The sequence below is a fragment of the Tatumella citrea genome (assembly GCF_002163585.1).
Lineage (GTDB): Bacteria > Pseudomonadota > Gammaproteobacteria > Enterobacterales > Enterobacteriaceae > Tatumella > Tatumella citrea.
In genome coordinates this window covers 3,702,602-3,723,786 of sequence record NZ_CP015579.1, presented here as the reverse complement: position 1 = coordinate 3,723,786, position 21,185 = coordinate 3,702,602, and the positions used below count along the sequence as shown (strand labels likewise).

22 protein-coding genes are annotated in these 21,185 nt (G+C 49.5%); 15 read left to right on the top strand and 7 right to left on the bottom strand.

What is annotated here, in order from left to right:
• Window positions 1-130 precede the first annotated feature (130 nt).
• Genes A7K98_RS17700 through A7K98_RS17680 form a run of 5 tightly spaced genes read left to right on the top strand, consistent with a single transcriptional unit; the run spans window position 131 to window position 4,102 of the window.
• The gene (locus A7K98_RS17700; RefSeq protein WP_087489742.1) at window positions 131-1,120 is read left to right on the top strand and encodes an LLM class flavin-dependent oxidoreductase; all 990 of its coding nucleotides are present in this window, start codon (window positions 131-133) and stop codon (window positions 1,118-1,120) included.
• On the top strand, window positions 1,120-1,872 hold the full coding sequence (locus A7K98_RS17695; RefSeq protein ID WP_087489741.1) for an amino acid ABC transporter ATP-binding protein: 753 nt from the start codon (window positions 1,120-1,122) through the stop codon (window positions 1,870-1,872). The genes A7K98_RS17700 and A7K98_RS17695 overlap by 1 nt, the downstream gene beginning before the upstream one ends.
• 1 nt (window position 1,873) lies before the next feature.
• The gene (locus tag A7K98_RS17690; RefSeq protein ID WP_087489740.1) at window positions 1,874-2,548 is read left to right on the top strand and encodes an ABC transporter permease subunit; all 675 of its coding nucleotides are present in this window, start codon (window positions 1,874-1,876) and stop codon (window positions 2,546-2,548) included.
• Window position 2,549: 1 nt separating this feature from the next.
• Window positions 2,550-3,251, top strand: coding sequence for an amino acid ABC transporter permease (locus A7K98_RS17685; protein ID WP_087489739.1), 702 nt, complete (start codon window positions 2,550-2,552; stop codon window positions 3,249-3,251).
• 11 nt (window positions 3,252-3,262) lie between these two features.
• A complete protein-coding gene (locus tag A7K98_RS17680; protein WP_087489738.1) occupies window positions 3,263-4,102 on the top strand; it encodes a transporter substrate-binding domain-containing protein in 840 nt (279 codons plus the stop codon).
• 62 nt (window positions 4,103-4,164) lie between these two features.
• Here the strand turns inward: A7K98_RS17680 and A7K98_RS17675 are convergent, their stop codons facing one another.
• Together A7K98_RS17675 and A7K98_RS17670 are read right to left on the bottom strand one after the other, a co-directional pair.
• Window positions 4,165-4,431, bottom strand: coding sequence for a hypothetical protein (locus A7K98_RS17675; RefSeq protein WP_087489737.1), 267 nt, complete (start codon window positions 4,429-4,431; stop codon window positions 4,165-4,167).
• A gap of 267 nt (window positions 4,432-4,698) precedes the next feature.
• Window positions 4,699-5,877 (bottom strand): aminotransferase class I/II-fold pyridoxal phosphate-dependent enzyme, encoded by a 1,179-nt coding sequence (locus A7K98_RS17670; protein ID WP_087489736.1) that lies wholly within the window; start codon window positions 5,875-5,877, stop codon window positions 4,699-4,701.
• A gap of 239 nt (window positions 5,878-6,116) precedes the next feature.
• Here A7K98_RS17670 and A7K98_RS17665 point away from each other — a divergent pair, with 239 nt between their 5' ends.
• The 9 genes from A7K98_RS17665 (at window position 6,117) to A7K98_RS17625 (ending at window position 15,515) form a co-directional block, all read left to right on the top strand.
• Window positions 6,117-6,929 carry a MetQ/NlpA family ABC transporter substrate-binding protein gene (locus A7K98_RS17665; RefSeq protein WP_087489735.1) on the top strand — a complete coding sequence of 271 codons (813 nt, stop codon included), beginning with the start codon at window positions 6,117-6,119 and terminating at the stop codon, window positions 6,927-6,929.
• An 8-nt stretch (window positions 6,930-6,937) separates the two neighbouring features.
• The gene (locus A7K98_RS17660) at window positions 6,938-7,951 is read left to right on the top strand and encodes a methionine ABC transporter ATP-binding protein (RefSeq protein WP_232461649.1); all 1,014 of its coding nucleotides are present in this window, start codon (window positions 6,938-6,940) and stop codon (window positions 7,949-7,951) included.
• Window positions 7,944-8,612, top strand: a complete 669-nt coding sequence (locus tag A7K98_RS17655; RefSeq protein WP_087489733.1) for a methionine ABC transporter permease — start codon at window positions 7,944-7,946, stop codon at window positions 8,610-8,612. Before A7K98_RS17660 ends, A7K98_RS17655 begins: the two co-directional genes overlap by 8 nt.
• A gap of 36 nt (window positions 8,613-8,648) precedes the next feature.
• Entirely contained in the window at window positions 8,649-10,985 is a 2,337-nt protein-coding gene (locus A7K98_RS17650) for a molybdopterin-dependent oxidoreductase (RefSeq protein WP_087489732.1), read from the top strand.
• A gap of 141 nt (window positions 10,986-11,126) precedes the next feature.
• Entirely contained in the window at window positions 11,127-12,143 is a 1,017-nt protein-coding gene (locus A7K98_RS17645) for an isopenicillin N synthase family dioxygenase (RefSeq protein WP_087489731.1), read from the top strand.
• A gap of 33 nt (window positions 12,144-12,176) precedes the next feature.
• Window positions 12,177-12,974 (top strand): MetQ/NlpA family ABC transporter substrate-binding protein, encoded by a 798-nt coding sequence (locus tag A7K98_RS17640; RefSeq protein WP_407703122.1) that lies wholly within the window; start codon window positions 12,177-12,179, stop codon window positions 12,972-12,974.
• Entirely contained in the window at window positions 12,971-13,759 is a 789-nt protein-coding gene (locus A7K98_RS17635; protein ID WP_087489729.1) for a methionine ABC transporter ATP-binding protein, read from the top strand. The genes A7K98_RS17640 and A7K98_RS17635 overlap by 4 nt, the downstream gene beginning before the upstream one ends.
• Window positions 13,747-14,415 carry a methionine ABC transporter permease gene (locus A7K98_RS17630; RefSeq protein ID WP_087489728.1) on the top strand — a complete coding sequence of 223 codons (669 nt, stop codon included), beginning with the start codon at window positions 13,747-13,749 and terminating at the stop codon, window positions 14,413-14,415. Before A7K98_RS17635 ends, A7K98_RS17630 begins: the two co-directional genes overlap by 13 nt.
• 17 nt (window positions 14,416-14,432) lie before the next feature.
• Window positions 14,433-15,515, top strand: a complete 1,083-nt coding sequence (locus tag A7K98_RS17625) for an iron-containing alcohol dehydrogenase family protein (protein WP_087489727.1) — start codon at window positions 14,433-14,435, stop codon at window positions 15,513-15,515.
• 52 nt (window positions 15,516-15,567) lie between these two features.
• On the opposite strand, the gene A7K98_RS17620 is transcribed toward A7K98_RS17625, so the two are convergent.
• From A7K98_RS17620 to A7K98_RS17600, 5 genes are all read right to left on the bottom strand, one after another.
• Window positions 15,568-16,140, bottom strand: a complete 573-nt coding sequence (locus A7K98_RS17620; RefSeq protein WP_087489726.1) for a helix-turn-helix domain-containing protein — start codon at window positions 16,138-16,140, stop codon at window positions 15,568-15,570.
• 115 nt (window positions 16,141-16,255) lie between these two features.
• Complete coding sequence (locus A7K98_RS17615; RefSeq protein WP_087489725.1) at window positions 16,256-17,206, bottom strand: PDR/VanB family oxidoreductase; 951 nt, start codon at window positions 17,204-17,206, stop codon at window positions 16,256-16,258.
• A gap of 13 nt (window positions 17,207-17,219) precedes the next feature.
• Window positions 17,220-17,723, bottom strand: a complete 504-nt coding sequence (locus A7K98_RS17610) for an MOSC domain-containing protein (RefSeq protein WP_087489724.1) — start codon at window positions 17,721-17,723, stop codon at window positions 17,220-17,222.
• A gap of 8 nt (window positions 17,724-17,731) precedes the next feature.
• On the bottom strand, window positions 17,732-19,039 hold the full coding sequence (locus tag A7K98_RS17605) for an MFS transporter (RefSeq protein WP_087489723.1): 1,308 nt from the start codon (window positions 19,037-19,039) through the stop codon (window positions 17,732-17,734).
• Window positions 19,040-19,305: 266 nt separating this feature from the next.
• Complete coding sequence (locus A7K98_RS17600; RefSeq protein ID WP_087489722.1) at window positions 19,306-20,241, bottom strand: LysR family transcriptional regulator; 936 nt, start codon at window positions 20,239-20,241, stop codon at window positions 19,306-19,308.
• A 123-nt stretch (window positions 20,242-20,364) separates the two neighbouring features.
• Here A7K98_RS17600 and A7K98_RS17595 point away from each other — a divergent pair, with 123 nt between their 5' ends.
• The gene (locus tag A7K98_RS17595) at window positions 20,365-21,138 is read left to right on the top strand and encodes an SDR family oxidoreductase (protein ID WP_087489721.1); all 774 of its coding nucleotides are present in this window, start codon (window positions 20,365-20,367) and stop codon (window positions 21,136-21,138) included.
• The last annotated feature ends 47 nt before the right edge of the window (window positions 21,139-21,185 follow it).

The window sequence follows — 21,185 nt, the reverse complement described above, 5'->3', positions numbered from 1 at the left end:
AATATTTTTCTAAAGCTAAAAAAAACATATCAATAGATAAATTGGTTGTTTAGCAGCAGATTGCGGCTGACTTTTAATACTGATATTTTTAAAAAAGAAAATTAATAATGAAATAATTAATGGTACGGTTATGTCTTTAGTCAGCAAAAAAAAACAGTTAGGTTTTCTTACCCGTCTGCTGGATGATACTTCGGCGCAGCAACGTTACCAGATTGCATTAGAACAAATAATCCTCGCAGAAAAGCTGGGATATGATAATGCCTGGATAGCACAACACCATTTTGACCGTGAAGAAGGCGGCTTACCGTCACCCTTTGTGCTGCTGTCAGCCGCAGGCCAGGTTACTCAAAAAATCACTCTCGGTACCGCAGTTATTACCCTGTCATTTGAAAACCCGCTGCGGGTGATTGAAGACGCCACCGTACTGAATTTACTGCATAACCAGCGTCTGGAGTTGGGGCTGGGCAGTGGAGCGACCGATGCCACGTTTAACGGTTTCGGTCTGCAGGCAACGAATCGCCGCAAAATCTTTGGTGATAACTTTTCCCGGTTTCAGGAAATACTCAGCAATAAACAACAACTCTATCCGGCACCGGAAAATCTGCAGCCGAAAACCTGGCTGGCCACGTTTTCTGAACAGGGGGCGGCTCAGGCTGGCGCCGCTGGCTATGGCCTGATGCTATCCCGCACCCAGCCACGGGTCGCCGGAGGAGAGCCGTCATTGCTGGCTATTCAGCACCGGATTATTGACAGTTACCTGGCGGCATTACCGGCAGGAACGGAACCGCGAATTATGGTGTCTCGTACTGTACTGGTGGTCGATGAGCACAGTGAAGGCCAGCAATGGCTGGATGGATTTATCAAAAGATTCGACGAGAAATATGCCGATCCGGCGAGTCAGGATTACTGTGCGCTGAATGAATTTGCCACTATCAAAGATGCTTATTATGGCACTCCGGAACAGGTGGGGCGTTTGTTGGCTGAGGACAGTGTGTTGGAGCGTGCGACTCATATTGCTTTCCAGTCGCATACTATTGAGCCTGATTACCGGCTCAGCAATCGTTCACTGGAACTGCTGATTGATGTGGTAGCCAAAGACCTGGGCTGGAGAGGCAAATAATGTCGCAGGAAACGATTTTTTCTGCCAGTAATCTCTCGAAGAAAATAGGCAATGCAGAGATTCTTAGCCAGGTATCGCTGGAAGCAAAACGTGGTGAAATTATTACACTTATAGCCCCAAGTGGGTCAGGGAAAACCACTCTGCTGAGAACTCTGAATTTATTAGCTCCGGCTGATAGCGGTACTCTGAATATTTCAGGGACTGTTATTGAATTTGGCCAGTATAATAAAAAACAGGAAGGCGATATCAGGAAAAAGACCGGTATGGTTTTCCAGAACTATAATCTGTTTAATAACCTGACGGCTTTGCAGAACATTACTGAAGGCATTATCTACGGTAAGAAAATAGCTGCAGCACAGGCGAAAGAAATTGCAGTTAAGTATTTAACTGAAGTCGGGCTGGCGGATAAAGCCGGTGAATATCCGCGCAATTTATCCGGTGGCCAGAAGCAGCGGGTGGGTATTGCCAGAGCACTGGCTATGCAGCCAGAAATATTGCTGCTTGATGAACCCACATCGGCGCTGGACCCTGAAAATATTGGCGGTGTTTTGCAGCTTATCCGTAAGATTGCTGCCGCGGGTCAGACCATGATCATCTCCACCCATGAATTCTCTTTTGCCGAAAAAATCTCCGGTAAAGTGGTATTTATGGAAGGCGGTAAAATCATTGAATCTGACACGCCTCAGGTGATTTTCCATGCGGCTAACAATGAACGTACCCGCAATTTCGTTGATAAAGTAACGCATTACTAATATGAAAAGCTTCAGCGACGTTTTTATTAAATTATTGCTCGGCTTAGGGACCACACTGGAAATTATCCTGTTTTCGGTGCTGATTGGCGCTGCTCTCGGACTGGTGTTACTGGCACTGAGAGCGGGCGGTGTGGCGGGCAGAACTCTGTATGGTCTGTATACCGGAGTAATGCGAGCTTCACCTATTCCGATAGTGATCCTGCTGTTTTATTTTGGTGGCAAATTTCTGTTGCAGCAAGCCGGAGCCGATATCACTGCTGTACGCGACATCTGGTATGCCATCGGTGCCATTGCGGCGATTGCAGGGGCTTACTTTGCAGAAATTATCCGCTCGGGTATCCAGTCTGTGGATAGTGGGCAGGCAGAAGCAATTACTGCCAGCAATATTCCACCCCTCACGGGATTTCTCAGAATCATTTTACCGCAGGCCTGTGTGATTTCGGCAGGAAGCTTTGCCAATCTTTTAATTACCATCGTTAAAATGACCTCAGTGGTGAATCTGGTGGGGATTAATGATGTGTTCGGACTGGCGAAGCGAATATCTAATGCCAGTTACGGTATGCTGCAAATTCAGTCATTTATTAGCACACTGCTGATTTACTGGTTACTCAGTATGATTATTGCTGGTCTGCTGAAAATTCTGGAACATAAATACCAGATCATTACGGGTAAATAGCATGGATAAGTCATTTTTATTCACCTCCACGCCATTTATCCTTAGCGGATTAGGCGAAACGCTGCAAATTATACTGTGGTCATTATTATTTTCACTGATAGCTGGCGGAGTAGTTTGCCTGATAAGCCTTAAGGTAAAACACAGAGCCTGGCAGAAACTGATTTTCCTGTATCTGTCGCTGACCCGTTCCATCCCGGTGATAGTTCTGATGTATATGGTGTTTTATACCCTGCCTTATCTGCTGGTGGCGGTATTTAACCTGGTGGGGATTCACGGTATATCAGCCTGGAAACTGAAGTTGCCTCAGAATGTTGCGGCAATTGCTTCGCTGGTGTTTGTGTATTCCGGTTATTTTTCAGAGTTCTTTCGTTCTGCCTGGCTCTCAGTTGACAGTGGACAGTCGGAAGCCGCCAGAACCGTTAATCTGCCGCAGTTCAGCAGCTTTCGGCGAATTATTTTCCCGCAGATGATGGCGACCAATAGTCCGGCATTCTGTAACGTTGTGATGGATTTGATTAAAGACTCGGCACTGGCTTCCACTATCGGGGTGATTGATGTGGTTGCTAAATCCAATATTGTTTCAGCCCGGACGTTTAATTATGTCGAATCCTACCTGATTGTTTATATCGTGTTTGTCGGGCTGGGATTGTTATTCGCCAAAGCTATCGATCTTATTATTAAAAAAACACTAATAAAATATTAAAAGGAATACTCATGTCATTTAAAAAATCACTTGCAGGTGCCCTGATAGTTTCCGGGCTGGCATTATCATCGTTTGCGTCTCTGGCTCAGGCCGCCACGCAACAGGTAAATGTCGCTATGGACAGCAATAACTATCCATTTTCTTATGTAGATGAGAATGGAGCTATATCCGGTTATGATGGCGATCTTCTGAAAATTATTCAGAAGAAACTGCCGGAATATAAATTTACTTACAGTACGGTATCTCAGGATGCGATTTTGACCGGGCTGAAAACCGGTGCTTATGATCTTTCATCAAACCATTTTTATCTGAATAAAGATCGTGCGAAAAGTTTTGATTATTCACATGAACCTACCGGTATCAGCGATTTAAGGCTGATTGTCAGAAAAGATGATAACAGCATTAATTCTCTGGATGATATTGCGACTAAGCATAAAAAACTGAACCCGATTAATGTCAATGATGCCCGTTATACCGTCATTGAACAGTATAACCAGACGCATCCGAAAACCCCGATTACTCTCACACCTTCCGGTGAGGAATCAGCATTAGATATGTTCCGTTCGGTAGATTCAGGTGAATATGATGCGGCCATTTATCCTATCGGTGGCTATCTGTCACTGATAAAGAAAGTACCGTTGAATATTAAAGCGTCTGCCAGTGTTGGCCTGTTCCCGACTATTGTCCTGTACAAAAAAGGGGAAGACCCGGTACTGATCAGCAAAATTGATAATATTCTCAAAACGCTGAAACAGGATGGTACGTTGGCGAAGCTGTCTGAAAAGTGGTATCAGGAAAACGTCTATACCCTGCCTGGTGCTGATAAGGTCGTTGTGAAAAACGATCTTTAATCTGACTAAGTAATTACTGAGAACATGCAATCAGGGCACCGTGGGTGCCCTGATTTTCACAATTAACTTTCCTGTTCACTGTGGTTTACTGAGATTTCCAGATCCTGAATCACGGATTCTGTCTCATCCAGCAACTTCCCTTGCTGATTCAGTAATGTATTAATCCGTTCTGCCAGTTCTTTATCTTCATATTCACCGGTATCAAAAGCCAGCCAGTGTGCTGATAAAGTTTCGGTATTTGTCTGTGCATAATGGCGTATTTCTTTTAGCTGTGAAATAACATCACGAAGAAAATCAACTTTAGTTTTTTTGATTTCTGAATCACTCATTACTCACCTCGGTTAATATTATTTTTTCACTATTAATCCTGGCATGATTTATATGTTTATCCTTAAGAAAATTCTAATAGTTATATTTTTTATTTTTTATTTGAAATATAGGCTGATAACTTACTGACTGCTAAGGATTATTTTATGTAAGTGTTGTGGTTATATTTACTTTTTTTCACCAATAATACAGTAATGAAATTTATTTGATGGCAGTAAACTAAGGCTAAATGGCGAACGAAATTGTCAGCCATTTAGCACAGCATTACATTAATAGAAAAGTTTTAGTGCAGCAATTCGCTTCAGTGCTTCATCAAGTATGTTGTCATCGGTAGTCAGACTCAGTCGGATATAGCCTTCTCCTGCAGGGCCAAATGCCTGGCCTGGCGCTACCAGAACCTGAGCTTCGCGCAGCAGATATTCAGCAAATTGTTGGCTCTGGTAACCTGCCGGGACGGGTAACCAAAGAAAGAATGTTCCCTGGTCAGGGGCTACCGGCCAGTGCATATCATTTAGCCTTTGGATAACCTGCTCCCGGCGGCGGTGATAGGCTTCAGCAAACTGGCTGACAGACTCTGCTGGCAGAGATAATGCAGTGACAGCTGCGTCCTGTATTGCTCCGAACACCGTGCTGTAACTCTGCGTGTGTAGCTTTTTAAACGCACCAATCACCGAGGCATTACCGACTGCAAACCCTAACCGCCAGCCTGCCATCAGGAAAGTTTTCGACATGGTATAAATTTCCACTCCCCATTCTGCACCTTCCGGGCGGGACATCAGGCTCAGTGGAGCATGATGGGGCTGGCTTCCCACCGAGGCATAAGCAAAATCATGCAGCAACGGAATATTCTGCGTTCTGACAAAGTCCAGTGCTTCATCAAATAACTGTTCAGTGGCAATGGCTCCGGTCGGGTTGTGCGGGTAATTCAGCATCAGCAAGCCGGCATTCTGTCTGACTTCGGCGGGCACCTGGCTAAAGTCTGGCAGAAACTGTCGTTCAGGCTGTAAAGGAATACCATAAAATCTGGCCTGAGCCTGTGCAGCGGCAGAACGATAGATGGGGTAGCAGGGATCGGTAGATATCAGGTATTCACCAGGGCTCAGAATTGCCCGGGGGATCCCTGAAACTCCGATATGCGCTCCCTGAAAAATAGCAATTTCGCTCTCCGGGTCCGGATGATAGCCGTAGTTTGCCTCGCAATAGCGGGCAATGGCCTGGCGCAACTCCGTTTTTCCCCAGAAAGAAGGGTAATCATGATTATCAGGCCTGGCAGCCGCCAGCTGTAGTGCTGCGACTACTGCAGGGGGCGTCGGCTGGCGCGGACTACCGGATGACAGGTCAATAACGGGACGCTGCAAAGCATCGGTTTGTGCTGCCATTTTCTCCAGCACACTAAAGATATTGTCTTCTAACTGGCTTATCAGTGGTGACGAGCGAAATACCGGCATAGTTTTCTCATTTTCAGTTCGTACAGATAAACTATCTCACAGCTTACTCCTGCCCGGGAATGATATCCGCTAAGCGAACAAGCAATAATTAATATAAAGATAGTGATAAAAGGCAATAACAAATTAACGCTAAACCTTAGCAAATAAAAGCCATAAGCAGAGTCTGGTACTGACCGAAAGTTTCGGGTAGATATGTGATTTATCAATAGTTACCGGAATTTTTGGGAGATCTTTTTCTTATGTATCGTTCACTGACGAACACGCTGATTGTTTCTTTACTGGCTTCCTCGGCTCTTTTCTCCGTGGCCCATGCTGATACAAAGCTAATCAGGGTAGGATTTAACCCGGGGCCTTATAAAGATGAGTTCCGTGACGGAGTGGCCCCTTATTTAATTAAGAAAGGCTATAAAATTGAATATCTGGATTTCAGTGATGGAATTCAGGTGAATGATGCCGTCGCCCGGGGAAAAATTGAAGCTAATATTATGCAGCATCCGGTATATCTGAAATCAGTGAATGACCGGCTGGGTATTGATAATGTCGGGATTGTGCAGGTTCCTACACCTCCTATGGGATTGTATGCCGGTAAACTGAAAACGCTGAATACTCCGGCTCCGGGCACGGTGATTTCAGTGCCTAACCAGGCACCGAATGAATATCGTGCCGCTTTGGTGCTGCAAAGTTTAGGCTGGCTGAAGATAAGTCCGGACAGCGACCCTGCGACTTTTTCGCAGCGTAATATTAGCGAAAACCCTTACAAACTGGTTCTGAAAGAGATGGATAATGCTCAGCAGGTACGGGCATTACCGGATGTCGATTACGGATTGATTCAGGGGAATTTTGCGGTTTCCAGTGGGATTAAACTGGCATCGGCACTGAAACTGGAAACACCTGTCAGCCAGTTTATTAATGTGGTGACCGTCGCCGGTAAAAATAAAGATGCACCGTTCGCCAAAGATATTATCGCCGGATATCATTCAGCCGAATTTAAAACCTACATTCATTCTCACCATCAATATGATGGCTATTTGTTACCTGACTACTTCAAATGAACTCTCCAATAATTAGTTTTAACGCTGTCAGTAAAGTATTTTCCCGTAAAGGCGAAAGTGTTACTGCATTAGATAATATTAATCTGACTATTCAGCAGGGAGAAATTTTTGGGGTCATTGGAGCCAGCGGGGCAGGTAAGAGTACCCTGTTAAGGCTTATCAATAGCCTGGAAACTGCCGACCGTGGTGAAGTCCTGATTAATGGTGTTTCACTGCAGGGCCTTTCCGGGCGGGAACGTAGCCAGGCTAAAAAAGATATCGGTATGATTTTTCAGCATTTTAATTTGCTGAATTCCAGAACCGTATTCCATAACGTGGCTATTCCGCTGATTCTGCAAAGAAGGAGTAAGCAGGAGATCCGTGAACGGGTACGTGAATTGCTGGCGTTTGTTAATCTTAGTGACAAAGCACAGAGTTATCCGGATGAATTGTCCGGGGGGCAAAAACAGCGGGTGGGTATTGCCAGGGCACTGGCTACCAATCCGTCGGTGCTGTTGTGTGATGAAGCGACCTCGGCGCTCGATCCGCATACCACGGTTCAGATTTTATTGTTATTGCAGGAAATTAACCGCCGCTATGGGATCACGATTGTGCTGATCACTCATGAAATGTCGGTGGTACAAAAAATTTGCCATAAAGTCGCGGTGATGTCCGGAGGGCGAATTGTCGAACAGGGAAATGTACTGGATCTGTTCAGCCAGCCACAGCAGGCAGTGACTGCGGGGCTGGTGGAAACGGTTATCCATGACCGGTTGCCGGAACAGACGCTGGCGGCAATTCGTGAGCAGCCAGACGGACGGGCACTGCGGCTGGAATTTGTCGGCCAGACAGCACAGCAACCGATTATAAATCAGCTGATCCGTGACTATCCGGTACAGGTCAATATCCTGTTTGCCAGTATGTCGGAGGTAAGCCAGACCATCCTTGGTTTTATGATTCTGCGGATCAGTGGTCAGGCGGCTGATATTGATTCTGCAGTCGGGTATTTAGTGAATGCAGGGGTGAAAATCAGCGATGTTTGATTTCTTTAATACCGCCGTCACCGGCGATCAGTTCCTGGGGGCAGCACAGGACACCTTACTGATGGTCAGTATTTCTCTGGGATTTGGTGCGCTGGTTGGAATCCCGTTGGGGATCGTTCTGGTGATTTGCCGGCCGGGGGGAATACTGCCTAATCGCGCCGTTCATCAGTTACTCAATCCTGCGATTAATATTCTGCGTTCACTGCCGTTTATTATTCTGCTGATTACTATTCTGCCGCTGACCCGTTGGCTGGTTGGCACCACCATTGGAACGGCTGGCGCGATTGTTCCGCTGGTCGTGTTTATCGCCCCGTATATCGCCCGGCTGATTGAGAGCTCGTTGCTGGAGGTGAATGATGGAATACTGGAATCTGCGGATGCCATGGGTGCCAGTACATTCCAGACTATCTGGCACTTTATGCTGCCGGAAGCGGCTTCCTCGTTAGTACTGGCGCTCACTACTGCCACTATCGGTTTACTTGGTGCCACCGCAATGGCCGGTACCGTGGGCGGAGGCGGGATTGGCGATCTGGCGATTACCTATGGCTATCAGCGTTTTGATGTGTTTGCCACCGTGTCTACTGCATTAGTCCTGATTGTGGTCGTGCAATTGCTGCAGACACTGGGTACCCGACTGGCACGTCGGATTCGCCGTGAGTAATTTCCTGAACTCTGTTGACTGAAATCCGGGAGCGTTATGAACCATCGGAAAAATGCTAAACATTCACTGATTGTTACTCACTGGGGAACCTATCAGGCACAGGTGGAGCAGGGAGTGCTGACGGCGGTTACCCCGTTTGCTGCTGACAGCCAGCCTTCACTTATCGGCTATTCGTTGCCGGATAGTGTTCAGGGAAACAGCAGGGTAAGGCGTCCGGCGGTTCGTCTTGGTTTTTTGCAGGGTAAAAATAATCCGCAGCAGCGTGGCCGGGAACCTTTTGTTGAAGTGAGCTGGGAAGAGGCACTTAGCCTGACTGCCGGAGAGTTACAGCGGGTCGCGACCTCTTACGGTCATCAGGCCATTTATGGAGGGTCATACGGCTGGGCCAGTGCTGGCAGATTCCATCATGCTCAGAGTCAGTTACACCGGTTTTTTAACTGCTTCGGCGGTTATACCGGCAGCACCAATACCTACAGTATCGCCGCGGGTGAGCGCGTGCTGCCACATATTTTGGGTGATCTGGACGAACTCCAGCGCCAGCATACCCACTGGCCGGTACTGGCAGAGCATTGTCAGTTGTTTATCGCGATTGGCGGATTGCCATCACGAAACTCTCAGGTCAACGGGGGAGGAGCTAATGATCATGCGCTGGATCAATGGCTGCGTACCCTGCAGGATAATGGTTGCCGGTTTATCAATGTCAGTCCGGTTCGCAATGATCTCACCAGTGGAATTTCGTCTGACTGGCTGGCGATTAAACCAGGCACAGATACCGCATTATTGCTGGCGATCTGCCAGGTATTGAGCGAAGAACAGTTAGTTAATCAGGAGTTTATCCGGCGATGTACGGTTGGCTTTGAGCAGTTTAATGACTATCTGCAAGGCAACATCGACGGTCAGGTAAAAAATCCACAATGGGCTGCAGAGATAACCGGCCTGGAAGCGACAACTATCCGTTCACTGGCCCGGTTGATGGCTGAACGGCGAACGATGGTGAATATGGCCTGGTCTGTGCAGCGAGCCAGGCAGGGAGAGCAGGCATTCTGGGCTCTGGTCGCCGTGACCGCACTGTTAGGGCAAATAGGGACCCCGGGTGGGGGAATTGGTTTTGGTTACGCTTCGACCAATTTGTCGGGAGCACACCGGCGTCGTTTTTCCGGGCCGCGGATGCCTGCGGGCACCAATCCGGTGAAGGAGAGGATTCCGGTAGCGCGAATTACCGATATGTTGCTGAACCCGCGAAAGCAGTATCAGTTTGATGGTCAGACGCTAACCTATCCGGATATCCGGTTGATTTACTGGGCTGGCGGGAATGCCTTTCATCATCAGCAGGATCTGAACCGGTTGATTCGTGGCTGGCGTCAACCCGAGGCGGTAATTGTCCATGAGCAATACTGGACTGCTCAGGCAAAATTTGCCGATATTGTGTTGCCGGCGACGACCTCTCTGGAAAGAGAAGATATTGGCAGTGCCTCTAATGATGGTTTTATGATAGCCATGCACCCGCAGTTTCCGCCACATGCAGAAGCCCGCGATGATTACCTGATTTTTAGCCAGCTTGCCGACAAACTGGGATTTGCAGAGCGCTTTACCGAAGGGCGCAATGAGCAGCAGTGGCTTGAATATCTCTATCAGCAATCGCTGCCCAGAGCGGCCGCCGAAGGCATTAGATTACCCTCTTATGCTGAATTTCAGGAAGCTGGCGTTATCGAGTATCCACGACCAGTGAAGCCACAAATCTTACTGCAGGCTTTCCGCGAAAATCCACAGGCTGCGCCGCTGGCAACGCCTTCGGGAAAAATTGAGTTATTCTCCTCGACCGTCGCCGGATTCGGCTATCCGGAGGCACCCGGCTATGCCTGCTGGTACCCTCCCGAACAGAACCACCGACAGCAGGAGCAACAGCAGTGGCCGTTGCATTTATTATCCAGCCAGCCACGAACCCGCCTGCATAGCCAGTATGACCAGGGATCTGTCAGCCGTAAAACCAAGATCCACGGCCGGGAACCTCTCTGGATGCACCCCGTGGATGCGGCATTGCGGGGGATTACTGATCAGTCGGTGGTCAGAGTATTTAATCAGCGTGGCGCGCTGTTGGCAGGCGTGCGTTTGAGTGAAGATATTTTGCCAGGGGTGATCCAGATCTCGACCGGAGCCTGGTATGATCCGCTGGATCCTATGCTCGAAGGATCTCTGGATAAGCACGGTAATCCAAATATTTTAACTCCGGATACCGGCAGCTCACGACTTGGTCAGGGTTGCAGTGCTCAGACCTGTTTTGTTGAGGTAGAAATATATCCCGGGCCGTTGCCAAAAATAACGGCCTGGCAGCCTCCTGAATTTATTTTTCGCGAAGATTTTCCCGGGGAATAAAGTGTTTTTTCCCGTATCCGGATGATAAATATATAAATAGCGATATTCATTTTTTTGCTTAAGCACAGAACTTTATGTTGGTAGTGAATAGCAAACTGCAATGGCATGATGCAATTATTCATCAGTCAGGGGCAGATATTCATGGCAGCAGATAATATAGCGTTACCGGTGATAGATTTCTCCGAATTACAGGGTAACCCACAACAACGAGCGGCATTACTGGAAAAACTGGGAAAAGCCGCACGGGATATCGGATTCTTTTATCTGACCGGCCACGGTATTTCCTCTGAATTACTCACCCATGTTCAGCATATTTCCCGACGTTTCTTTGCCCTGCCTGAAGCCGATAAGCTGAGCGTCAAAATGGCAAACTCCCCCCATTTCCGTGGCTACAATCGTGCGGGCGTGGAAATAACCCGCAGCCAGCCGGATTACCGCGAGCAGTTTGATATTGGTGCAGATCGGCCGGCGATAGATAACCCTCAGGCCCCTGTCTGGCAGCGGATGCAGGGGCCTAACCAGTGGCCGGAAACTTTGCCGGAACTGCGGATTGTGCTGACCCGCTGGCAGCAGGAGATGACCTCCGTTGCTCTGGAGTTATTACGGGCGTTTGCTGAATCATTGTCTCTGCCGCGCCATGCTTTTGACAGACTGTATGGTGAATATCCTAACGAGCATATTAAGGTTATCCGTTACCCCGGACGCAGCCAGGACCAGTCACGCCAGGGGGTCGGAGCGCACAAGGATTCTGGTTTTTTAACCCTGTTATTGCAGGATGACCAGGGAGGTTTGCAGGTCGAGGTTTCGCCCGATGAATGGGTGGATGCGGTCCCCGTGCCGGATGCCTTTGTGGTGAATATTGGCGAATTGCTGGAACTGGCGACTAACGGCTATTTACGGGCGACCATCCACCGGGTGATTTCTCCGCAGGCCGGCCATGAACGGTTGTCTGTAGCTTTCTTCCTTGGTGCACAGCTGGATGCCACGGTGCCGTTATATCAGTTGCCGGAACATCTGGCGAAATTAGCTCCCGGACCGGCCAGTGATCCGTTAAATCCATTGCTGCGTGATGTCGGCTGGAATTATTTAAAAGGTCGCCTGCGTTCCCATCCACAGGTTGCCGAACGTTTTTACAGTGAGTATCTCAATAATAAATAACAATTCATTCGGAAAATAAGGAAGAGTGTGATGATGAAATCAGCATATTATGGTCTGGCAGGGCTGGCGTTAATTATTTCTCAGACGGTGCATGCCGCACCATTAAGGGTTGCTGCTGATCCCGTGCCACATTCAGAAATACTGGAATATGTTCAGAAAATAGATCCAAAATTAGATCTGAAAATTATCCAGATGAATGGTGGTGTGAATCCGAATGCGTTATTAGCTTCCGGCGATGTCGATGCTAACTATTTTCAGCATCTGCCGTATCTGAAGGATCAGGAAAAAGAGCTGGGTAAGACTTTTAGTGTCGTAGCCTCAGTACATATCGAGCCATTAGGTATCTATTCCCATAAAGTGAAATCGCTGGCCGATCTGCCGGAAGGCGCCAGTATTGCAGTACCGAATAATTCCACCAACCTGAGTCGTGCACTCTATTTACTTCAGGACAAAGGCGTTATTAAGCTTAAATCCACCGGCGATGCGACTTCTGTACTGGTGACTCCGAAGGATATCGTTGATAACCCTAAAAAGATTAAAATCATCGAGATTGAATCACCTCAAATCCCGCGTTCTCTTGATGACGTAGATGCCGCGATTATTAACGGCAACTATGCACTGGAAGCCGGTCTGGTTCCGGCCAAAGATGCACTGGGACTGGAATCAGCCAAAAATAACCCGTATGCCAACCTGCTGGTAACCCGACCTGAGCTTAAAAATGATCCACGGATCGTTGAACTGGCAAAAGATCTGGAGTCTCAACAGGTCGCTGACTTTATTCGCAAGAAATATAACGGATCAGTGATTCCTGTCAGGGATGCAGGGCAATGATTCGCCTGGAACAGGTCAGCAAGCTTTACCCCGGAGCGGCTGAACCAGCAATCCGCGATGTGTCACTGACCATAGAGCAGGGCACCATTTTTGGAATCCTCGGACACAGCGGCGCGGGGAAAAGTACTCTACTGCGCTGCCTGAATCGCCTGGAACAGCCCACTTCGGGGCGGGTGGTGATTGATGGTCAGGATATTGCGCAGCTTCCGGTCAGTGGTCTGCGCCAGCAGCGACAGCAGATGGGAATGATCTTTCAGCACTTTAACCTGCTGCACTCACGTACCGTCAGCCGCAACATCGATCTGGCCCTGGAGATAGCCGGGGTCGCAAAGCCGCTGCGCCGGCAGCGGGTAACAGAGTTATTGCAACTGGTCGGCCTGGAAGCCTTTGCTGATGCCTGGCCAGGTCGCTTGTCTGGCGGGCAGAAGCAGCGGGTTGGTATTGCCCGCGCACTGGCGGCCAGTCCGCGTTATCTGCTGTGCGATGAAGCCACCAGTGCGCTGGATCAGGAAACGACCTGTTCGGTGCTCGATCTGCTGGCGGATATTCAGCAAAAACTGAAGATAACAGTGGTACTGATCACCCATGAAATGATGGTGGTGAAGCGTATCTGCCATGGCGCGGCATTGATGCAAAAAGGTCAGTTGGTGGAGAGCGGGACGCTGCAACAAATTATGGCCCGCCCTGACGGGGAACTCCGGCAGCTACTGCTGCAGGATGGCGATACCGATCGTGCTTTCAGGGCAAAATATCTGACGGAGGTGGCTCAGAGATGCGTAGCGTAGACTGGGGACAATTTCGGGATCTGATGATCAGCGGAACCACGGATACTCTGTATATGGTGTTGTTGTCGGCACTGTTTACATTGCTGATTGGTCTGCCGGTGGGTGTCTTGTTATTCCTCACCCGTAAGGGGGGCTTGCTGTCAAACCCGCTGATCTCTCACCTGCTGAACTGGGTGGTGAACATTGGCCGTGCCTTACCGTTTGTGATCATGCTGATCGCTGTGATCCCTTTCACCCGACTGATTGTCGGGACCACTCTGGGCAGTACTGCTGCCGTGGTACCTATTACTCTCGGGGCGTTTCCGTTCTTTTCACGGATAGTAGAGAGTGCCCTCAATGAAGTGGATCGCGGCCGTATTGAAGCAGTGCAGTCACTGGGAGGCAATCTCTGGTATATCGTCAGCCGGGTGTTGCTGCCGGAAGCGTTACCGGCACTGGTTTCCGGTGTCACACTGACCATTGTTATGCTGATTGGTTTCTCTGCCATGGCCGGTGTGGTGGGGGGGGGCGGGCTGGGAGATTTGGCGATTCGTTATGGTTATCAGCGCTTTGATAACACGCTAATGGCAGGGACAGTGATTATGTTGCTGTTTCTGGTACTGGCGATTCAAAAAACCGGCGATATTGTAGTGCGATCGCTGGCCCATCGTCGTTAACCGGCTAAGGAACTCAGATGTTTAGCGTAAAATCTCCGCAAAATTATCTGCAACGGGCAGGTCTTCTGGCACAGGCTGGTGAGCTGATTCGGCCACAGGCCGGTTATCTGAGGATACTGACTTCTCCCCGCGCCTGGCAGGCGGTAAACCCACAGCTGATCCATAGCCTGGAACAGGCAGGGATTCGCTGGGAGACCGAATATTTACAGGGTGAGTGTACTGAACAGGCGGTAGCTGACTTCCGTGACAATGTCAGGCAGCAGGGAGCGGATGGCATTCTGGCGGTCGGCGGTGGCCGGGTACTGGATACCGCTAAAGCAGCGAACGAGGCCCTGGGGGATCGTCGGCTATTTACCGTACCCACTCTGGCAGCAACCTGTGCAGCCTGGTCACCGTTAGCGATTATTTATAATTCACAGGGTGGTCACCTGAGCAGTAATGAACTGTCAGAAATGCCGGCACTTATTCTGGTGGACAGTGCTGTTATTGCTGCGTCAGATCCGCGTTATTTGCGTTCCGGCATCGTAGATGCATTAGCAAAATGGTATGAGTTCGAACCCTTTCAGCGGAAAAATCCTCACTTGCTGGCTTTGGATTTAAAAGTGGCGGCAGCTCGTCAGGCCACTGATATTTTTCTGCGCCAGGGACATGCGGCAGTGGTCGCTAATCAGTCGCAGCAGGTCACTGAAGATCTTGAGAAGGTGATCGAAGCGAATATTGCCCTGGCCGGACTGGCAAACAGTGTCCGTGGCTCGCTGGCGACCCCCGGGGTTGCGCATGTGATTCATGATACGTTGACCCATCAGCCTGAGCTTCATCACTGGCTGCACGGGGAAAAGGTTGGCTTCAGCCTGCTACTCCAGTCATTGCTGGATAACGATCTGCAGCAGCCCGACTCGCAGTTGCTCAGCCTATTACGGCAGTTTGGTACCCCACTGCGCCTGCCGGCATTGCAGGGTGACAGGGCAGCCAGACTGTATCAGATTGCGCATCAGATTCGTTTTCCGGCTGGCAGCCTGGATGATTTACCGTTTGCAGTGACATCCACGGCTTTATTACGGGCCCTGCAACTCACCGAAACTACAGATTATTCCGTCTGAGTCAGCCGGGGATGCTGAACAAGTCAGATTTATCACCGGCAGACCGGCTGATTTATTTTCCGTCAATAATCAGCAGATATTCACAGGCCTCCGCCGCTGGGTTAGAGAAACCATGGCGGACGGTGGCAGTGTAAAACATAGAATCCCCTGCATTTAACAGGCTGACGGTTTCCCCCACCGTAATCTGTAATTGCCCCTGCAGCACGTAGACATATTCTTTAACGGAGTGGCTGTGGGCGACCAGTTCACCGGAGTCTGAATGTCCGCCCAGGTTCACTTTCACCACATCAACCCCTCTGCCGGGAAGGATTGGAGATAAACAGGTGCGGGTAAAATGATTAGCTTTGTCCCGGAGAACCGGGTGTTCTCCGGAGCGCAGAACCACAATGTCCTCTGAGGCTCTGGAACCCATCAGGCTGGCAAAACTCAAATCCAGCGCATTGACCAGCCGCGAAAGCACCGAGGTTGAAGGGGTGACTTCACCGCGTTCCGTCCGCGAAATCATTGACACGCTGACCCCTGAACTTTCTGCCAGGGACTGCAGAGAAAGGTTTAATTCTTTGCGGCGTTCTTTAAGTTGCAGGGCAATTTTTTTGCGGGTAATTTCTTCAGGGCCACTGGTCATAGCTTATCTGTGTTCATCCTGGACTCAGCAGATCAGGCTTGAGTTCTTAGGTTATAGGGCAGTTCACTATAGCCTGAACTTTTCAGCGATGCGATGAAAAAACCGCCGTTTATCATTATAAATCGAGGACCAGCCTGCGACTTTCACAGCCAGCGACACACAGGATCAGCTCCTGCTGGCGTTGTTGCTCAGTCAGTACTTTATCTCTGTGTACCGGGCTGCCTTCACACCAACTGACACGACAGGCCCCACATATCCCTCCTTCGCAGGAGTGGTCAACATAAACATCGGCCTCCAGCAAAGCCTGCAATGGAGACTGCCCTTTTCTGACCGTGATTTCTCTGCCGGATTGCCGAAGTTCAAGCTGGTAGGACGGAAACATGGAATCATCCAGCTCCATCCCGGAAAAATGCTCCTGCTGGCACTGAGAACTGTGCCACTGTGCAGTGCTCGCATTAAATGCGTCCATCATTCTCTGAGGACCACAGCAGTAGAGGCACCAGTCGTCACCGGGTTGCGGAATAATATCCGGCAATTCTGTTTTCCTGCCCTCCCTGTACCCCTGCGGATAAAGAAAGATCTCTCCCTGTTGCGCCACTTGCTGAATCTCTGCCAGTAATGGCGGAGTTCCGCGATAAAAATAATGTAACTGATAAGAGAGTCCGGCGCGCTCCAGTGAATAAATCATCGACAGCATAGGGGTGATACCAATTCCGCCGGCAATTAACAGATGTTTTTGTCGGTGCGGCTGAATCTGTAAAGTCGTGCGCGGCAGAGAAACCCGGACTTCCATCCCGGGAGTAAACTGTTCATGGATCCACTGTGATCCGCCGCGACTCTCTGTTTCTCGTTTTACCGCTAACTGATATTCATAACGGTTAGCGGGATCACCACACAATGAATAGCTGCGTCTTATCCCGTTACCGAGCAATAAATCAATATGGGCTCCGGCAGAAAATGGCGGAAGCTCCCAGCGATCCGGATCCGCCAGTGTGATCAACAAGGCATCATCACCGGTAGTCTGTAGCCCGGTAATGACTGTCGTTATATAGGTGATAGGGTGCATAGTATTTATTCACTCATTCATTGCGGATCAGATCGTTCAGAGTCACGATCCCGCCCTGTAAAATTTTACAATTCAGCCCGGATCGGTTAATTAACGGATCAAAGACCGGTTTTCCGGTAATTTCCTCCAGGTGCTTGCAGGGAGTTGAAAGCCGGGTGGATTCCAGTAACACCTCTCCAACCCAAAAGCGTTTGCCAACCAGATGATTTAGCGGCACTCCCCGGACAGTGATATTTCTGCGATGTTCTTCCGGGGCAAAATCAATATTGTGGTCCCGTTTCAGGGCTTCAAGCGTTTCAATTTCAAACAGTGTGACCTGGCGTCCTTCCTCTGGCTTATGTGAGTAAAAACCACTGCTCAGGCTGTAGCGATCGCCCTCAATCCCCTGACCAGCAATAAGATTTAATGAGCTGACTGATCGCATTGGCAAAAACGCCCGCGGGCATAAATGTAAGAACTCGACCTTGCCGCTAAAGGTGATCAGGTCATTGCTGGCGGGTTGGGTAAGTGAATTCATGGTTACCTCTAAAGATCACTGTGAGCTGTTTCTCTGGCGGCAAATGTTGCCCAGAGGGTGAGCATGGCGATGATTATCAACATCACGGATACCGCCCAGGTAGAACCACCGGCCCAGACCAGTAAGGCTGAGGCAGCCACAGGTACCACACCGCCTCCCAGCGCACCACCGATCTGCATCCCCATAGAAGCGCCGGTATAACGTAAATGGGTAGGGAACAGCTCACATATCCACGCAGCTTCCGGGCCAAACATGATCCCCTGGCCAAAACTGACAGCCACGGCCACGGTCAGTGCAATAATTGTCGGATCGCGGGTATCCAGCAGGGTAAACAACGGAAATGCCGCAATGATGGTGAACAGGCAGCCGCAGAAAAACAGCGGCCGCCTGCCGAAACGGTCAGATAAATAACCGAATAACGGGATGGTGAGCAGTTCCAATGCCGCGGCGCAGACTAACCCGTTCAGAATGACTGTTTTTGGTAATCCCAGTTGCCGGGTGACATAACTGACACCAAAAACAGTGATGGTCACCACCCAGGCGATTTCCGAGAGTTTGATACCAATCGCGGTGAAAAAGGTCCGGCGGTGATATTTAAGAATATCGAGAAAAGGCAGCGACGTTTTAGCTGTCTGATTAGCCGACTGTTCGAATACCGGGCTTTCTTCAACGTAAATGCGGATCAGTGTTCCGGCAAACACCAGCACAATGCTGACCAGAAACGGAATGCGCCATCCCCAGCTCATAAAACTGTGTTCCGGCAGCAGGGTCATTAATGCAAAAACTGCGGTAGACAGCAGGACGCCCAGAGGGTAACCGAGCTGAATAAGGCTGCCAATCAGTCCCCGGCTATTTTTTGGTGCATGTTCTACCGCCAGTGCGACAGAACCAGCCCACTCCCCGCCAATTCCCAATCCCTGTGTAAAGCGTAATATCACCAGTAATACCGGAGCCAGTAGCCCGACCTGGTGATAAGTTGGCAGGCAGCCAATCAGAAATGTTCCCATCCCCATCAGCACCAGGGTCAGCGTGAGCATCGCTTTGCGCCCCAGCTTGTCTCCAAAATGCCCAAAAATGATGCCTCCGAGCGGCCTGGAAAAATAGCCTACGGCATAAGTACTCAGAGAAAGAATGATGCCAACCGAAGGATCAAAAGCTGGAAAAAAGAGATGATTGAACACCAGTGCTGCTGCCATTCCGTAAATCACAAAATCGTACCATTCAATGACGGAACCAATAATGCTGGCGTATAAAACACGTTTCATCTGGCGACTGAACAATGTGCTTTCATTCACCGTAGTCACAACATTCACCATGGCAGCCTCTTTTTTGCATTTAAGGGAAAAATTTATACTTAATGCAAAGCCAGAATCGTGCCATGTTTTATTCTGAGGAAAATGAAAATTTAACTGTTTGATTCGTATCAGCTAAAAAGTTTTTTCTTCAGGAATTAGCTGTTGATTTCATTATGTATTTTTTTATATAGCGCGAGAAACGATCCATGCTGGTACGTAATATGCACTGTTGGCGGGCGTGGCGGAATCTCAATACAGGCAAAATCGTCCGGCGGGTGCCTGCAAAATTATGAATTTGCAGGACGGCGGTTCCTGGCATCTCTGAGCTGCATTTTTTCCCTGAGCAACGGTTCCAGCCAGTCAATAAACAGCTGTAATGGTCGTGAGAGGTGACGGCGATGTGGGTAAATGATATTGACCGGCAATGGCGGTGGCAGATAATCCATCATCACTTCAAGCAGAGTGCCGGCAGCCAGCAGTCCGGCAACATCATATTCCGGAATCTGAATCATCCCCATCCCTGCCACACAGCCGGTTATCCAGGCTTCTGCATTGTTGACACTCAGCAGGGCATTCACCCGGGTCGACAATATTTTATCATCTGCGACCCATTGCCAGTTTTCCCTGCGACCGGAAGTGGGCGAGGCATAACCGACCACGTAGTGATTCTGTAACTGTCCGGGGTCGACTGGTCTGCCATAGCGGTGCAGGTAACCGTCTGAGGCGACGTTAATCAGCTTCAGCAGACCGGTAGGGCGGGCAATCAGTCCGGAGTCGCTGAGCACGCCGACCCGAACCGCACAGTCGATACCTTCTTCTGCCAGATTGACACTACGATCGGTCACCCCCAGTTCGATGGAAATCTGCGGATAGCGGGCAAAAAAGTCGGGCAGGGCGGGGATAATAATCTGGTTGCCGACTCTTCCCGGCACATCGACCCTGAGCCGGCCGGTGACTCTGTCATCCTGCTGCCGGAACAGATTTTCGGTTTCTTCCATATCCTGTATCAGCTGTTGGCTACGTGCGTAGAGGGTTTCTCCGTCAGAAGTCAGAGAAACGTTGCGGGTTGTCCGGTGGAACAGCCGTGTCCCCAGCCGGTTTTCCAGCTCACGAATGGCTGCCGAGACCGTTGAAGCTGGCCGGTTCAGGGTTTCCGCGGTGCGGATAAAGCTACCAATCTCCGCGACACGAATAAAAATACGAAATTGTTCCAGAGTATCCATAAGCGCTAATTAATCGTGTTTTCTGCATAGTGAATACAAAATAATCACCTTTATACAATAAAAATCTGTACTAATCTGCTTATCAGCGGGATCGTCGCGTCATAATTCACTCAGGGGCAGGTTATGTCAGAACATTCAGTTAAAGGTAAAGTCGTGATTATTGCCGGGGGCGCAAAAAACCTCGGAGGGTTGATTGCCCGTGATTTTGCACAGCAGGGCGCAGCGGCTGTTGCCGTGCATTACAACAGCGCAGCTACCCGTCAGCAGGCCGATGATACTGTGGCGGAGATTATCGCTGCCGGGGCGAAAGCAGCAGCTTTTCAGGCAGACCTTAGTTCAGCGGCGGCGATGGAGAAACTGTTTGCTGATGTAGTGGCGCAGTTTGGCCGTCCGGATATTGCCATCAACACAGTCGGTAAAGTGCTGAAGAAGCCAATGGCTGATATCAGTGAAGCAGAATTTGATGAGATGAGCACGGTCAATGCCAAGACTGCGTTCTTCTTCCTGAAAGAAGCCGGCAAACACCTGAATGATAATGGCCGGATTTGTACGCTGGTCACTTCTTTACTTGGGGCTTATACCCCTTACTATGCCGCCTATGCGGGCATGAAAGCGCCGGTAGAACATTTTACCCGGGCTGCGTCGAAAGAGCTGGGTGAACGTGGGATTTCGGTAACAGCAATCGGACCCGGGCCGATGGATACTCCTTTCTTCTACCCTGCAGAAGGGGCAGATGCCGTGGCTTATCATAAAACCGCCGCTGCGTTATCGCCGTTCAGTAAAACCGGTCTGACAGATATCAAAGATATAGTGCCGTGGGTACGTTTTCTGGTCACTGATGGCTGGTGGATGACCGGACAAACCATCCTGGTTAATGGTGGCTATACTACAAAATAACTGCCATAGCCTGTTGCCGGGAATATCCGGCAAAGCCTTCGCAGGAT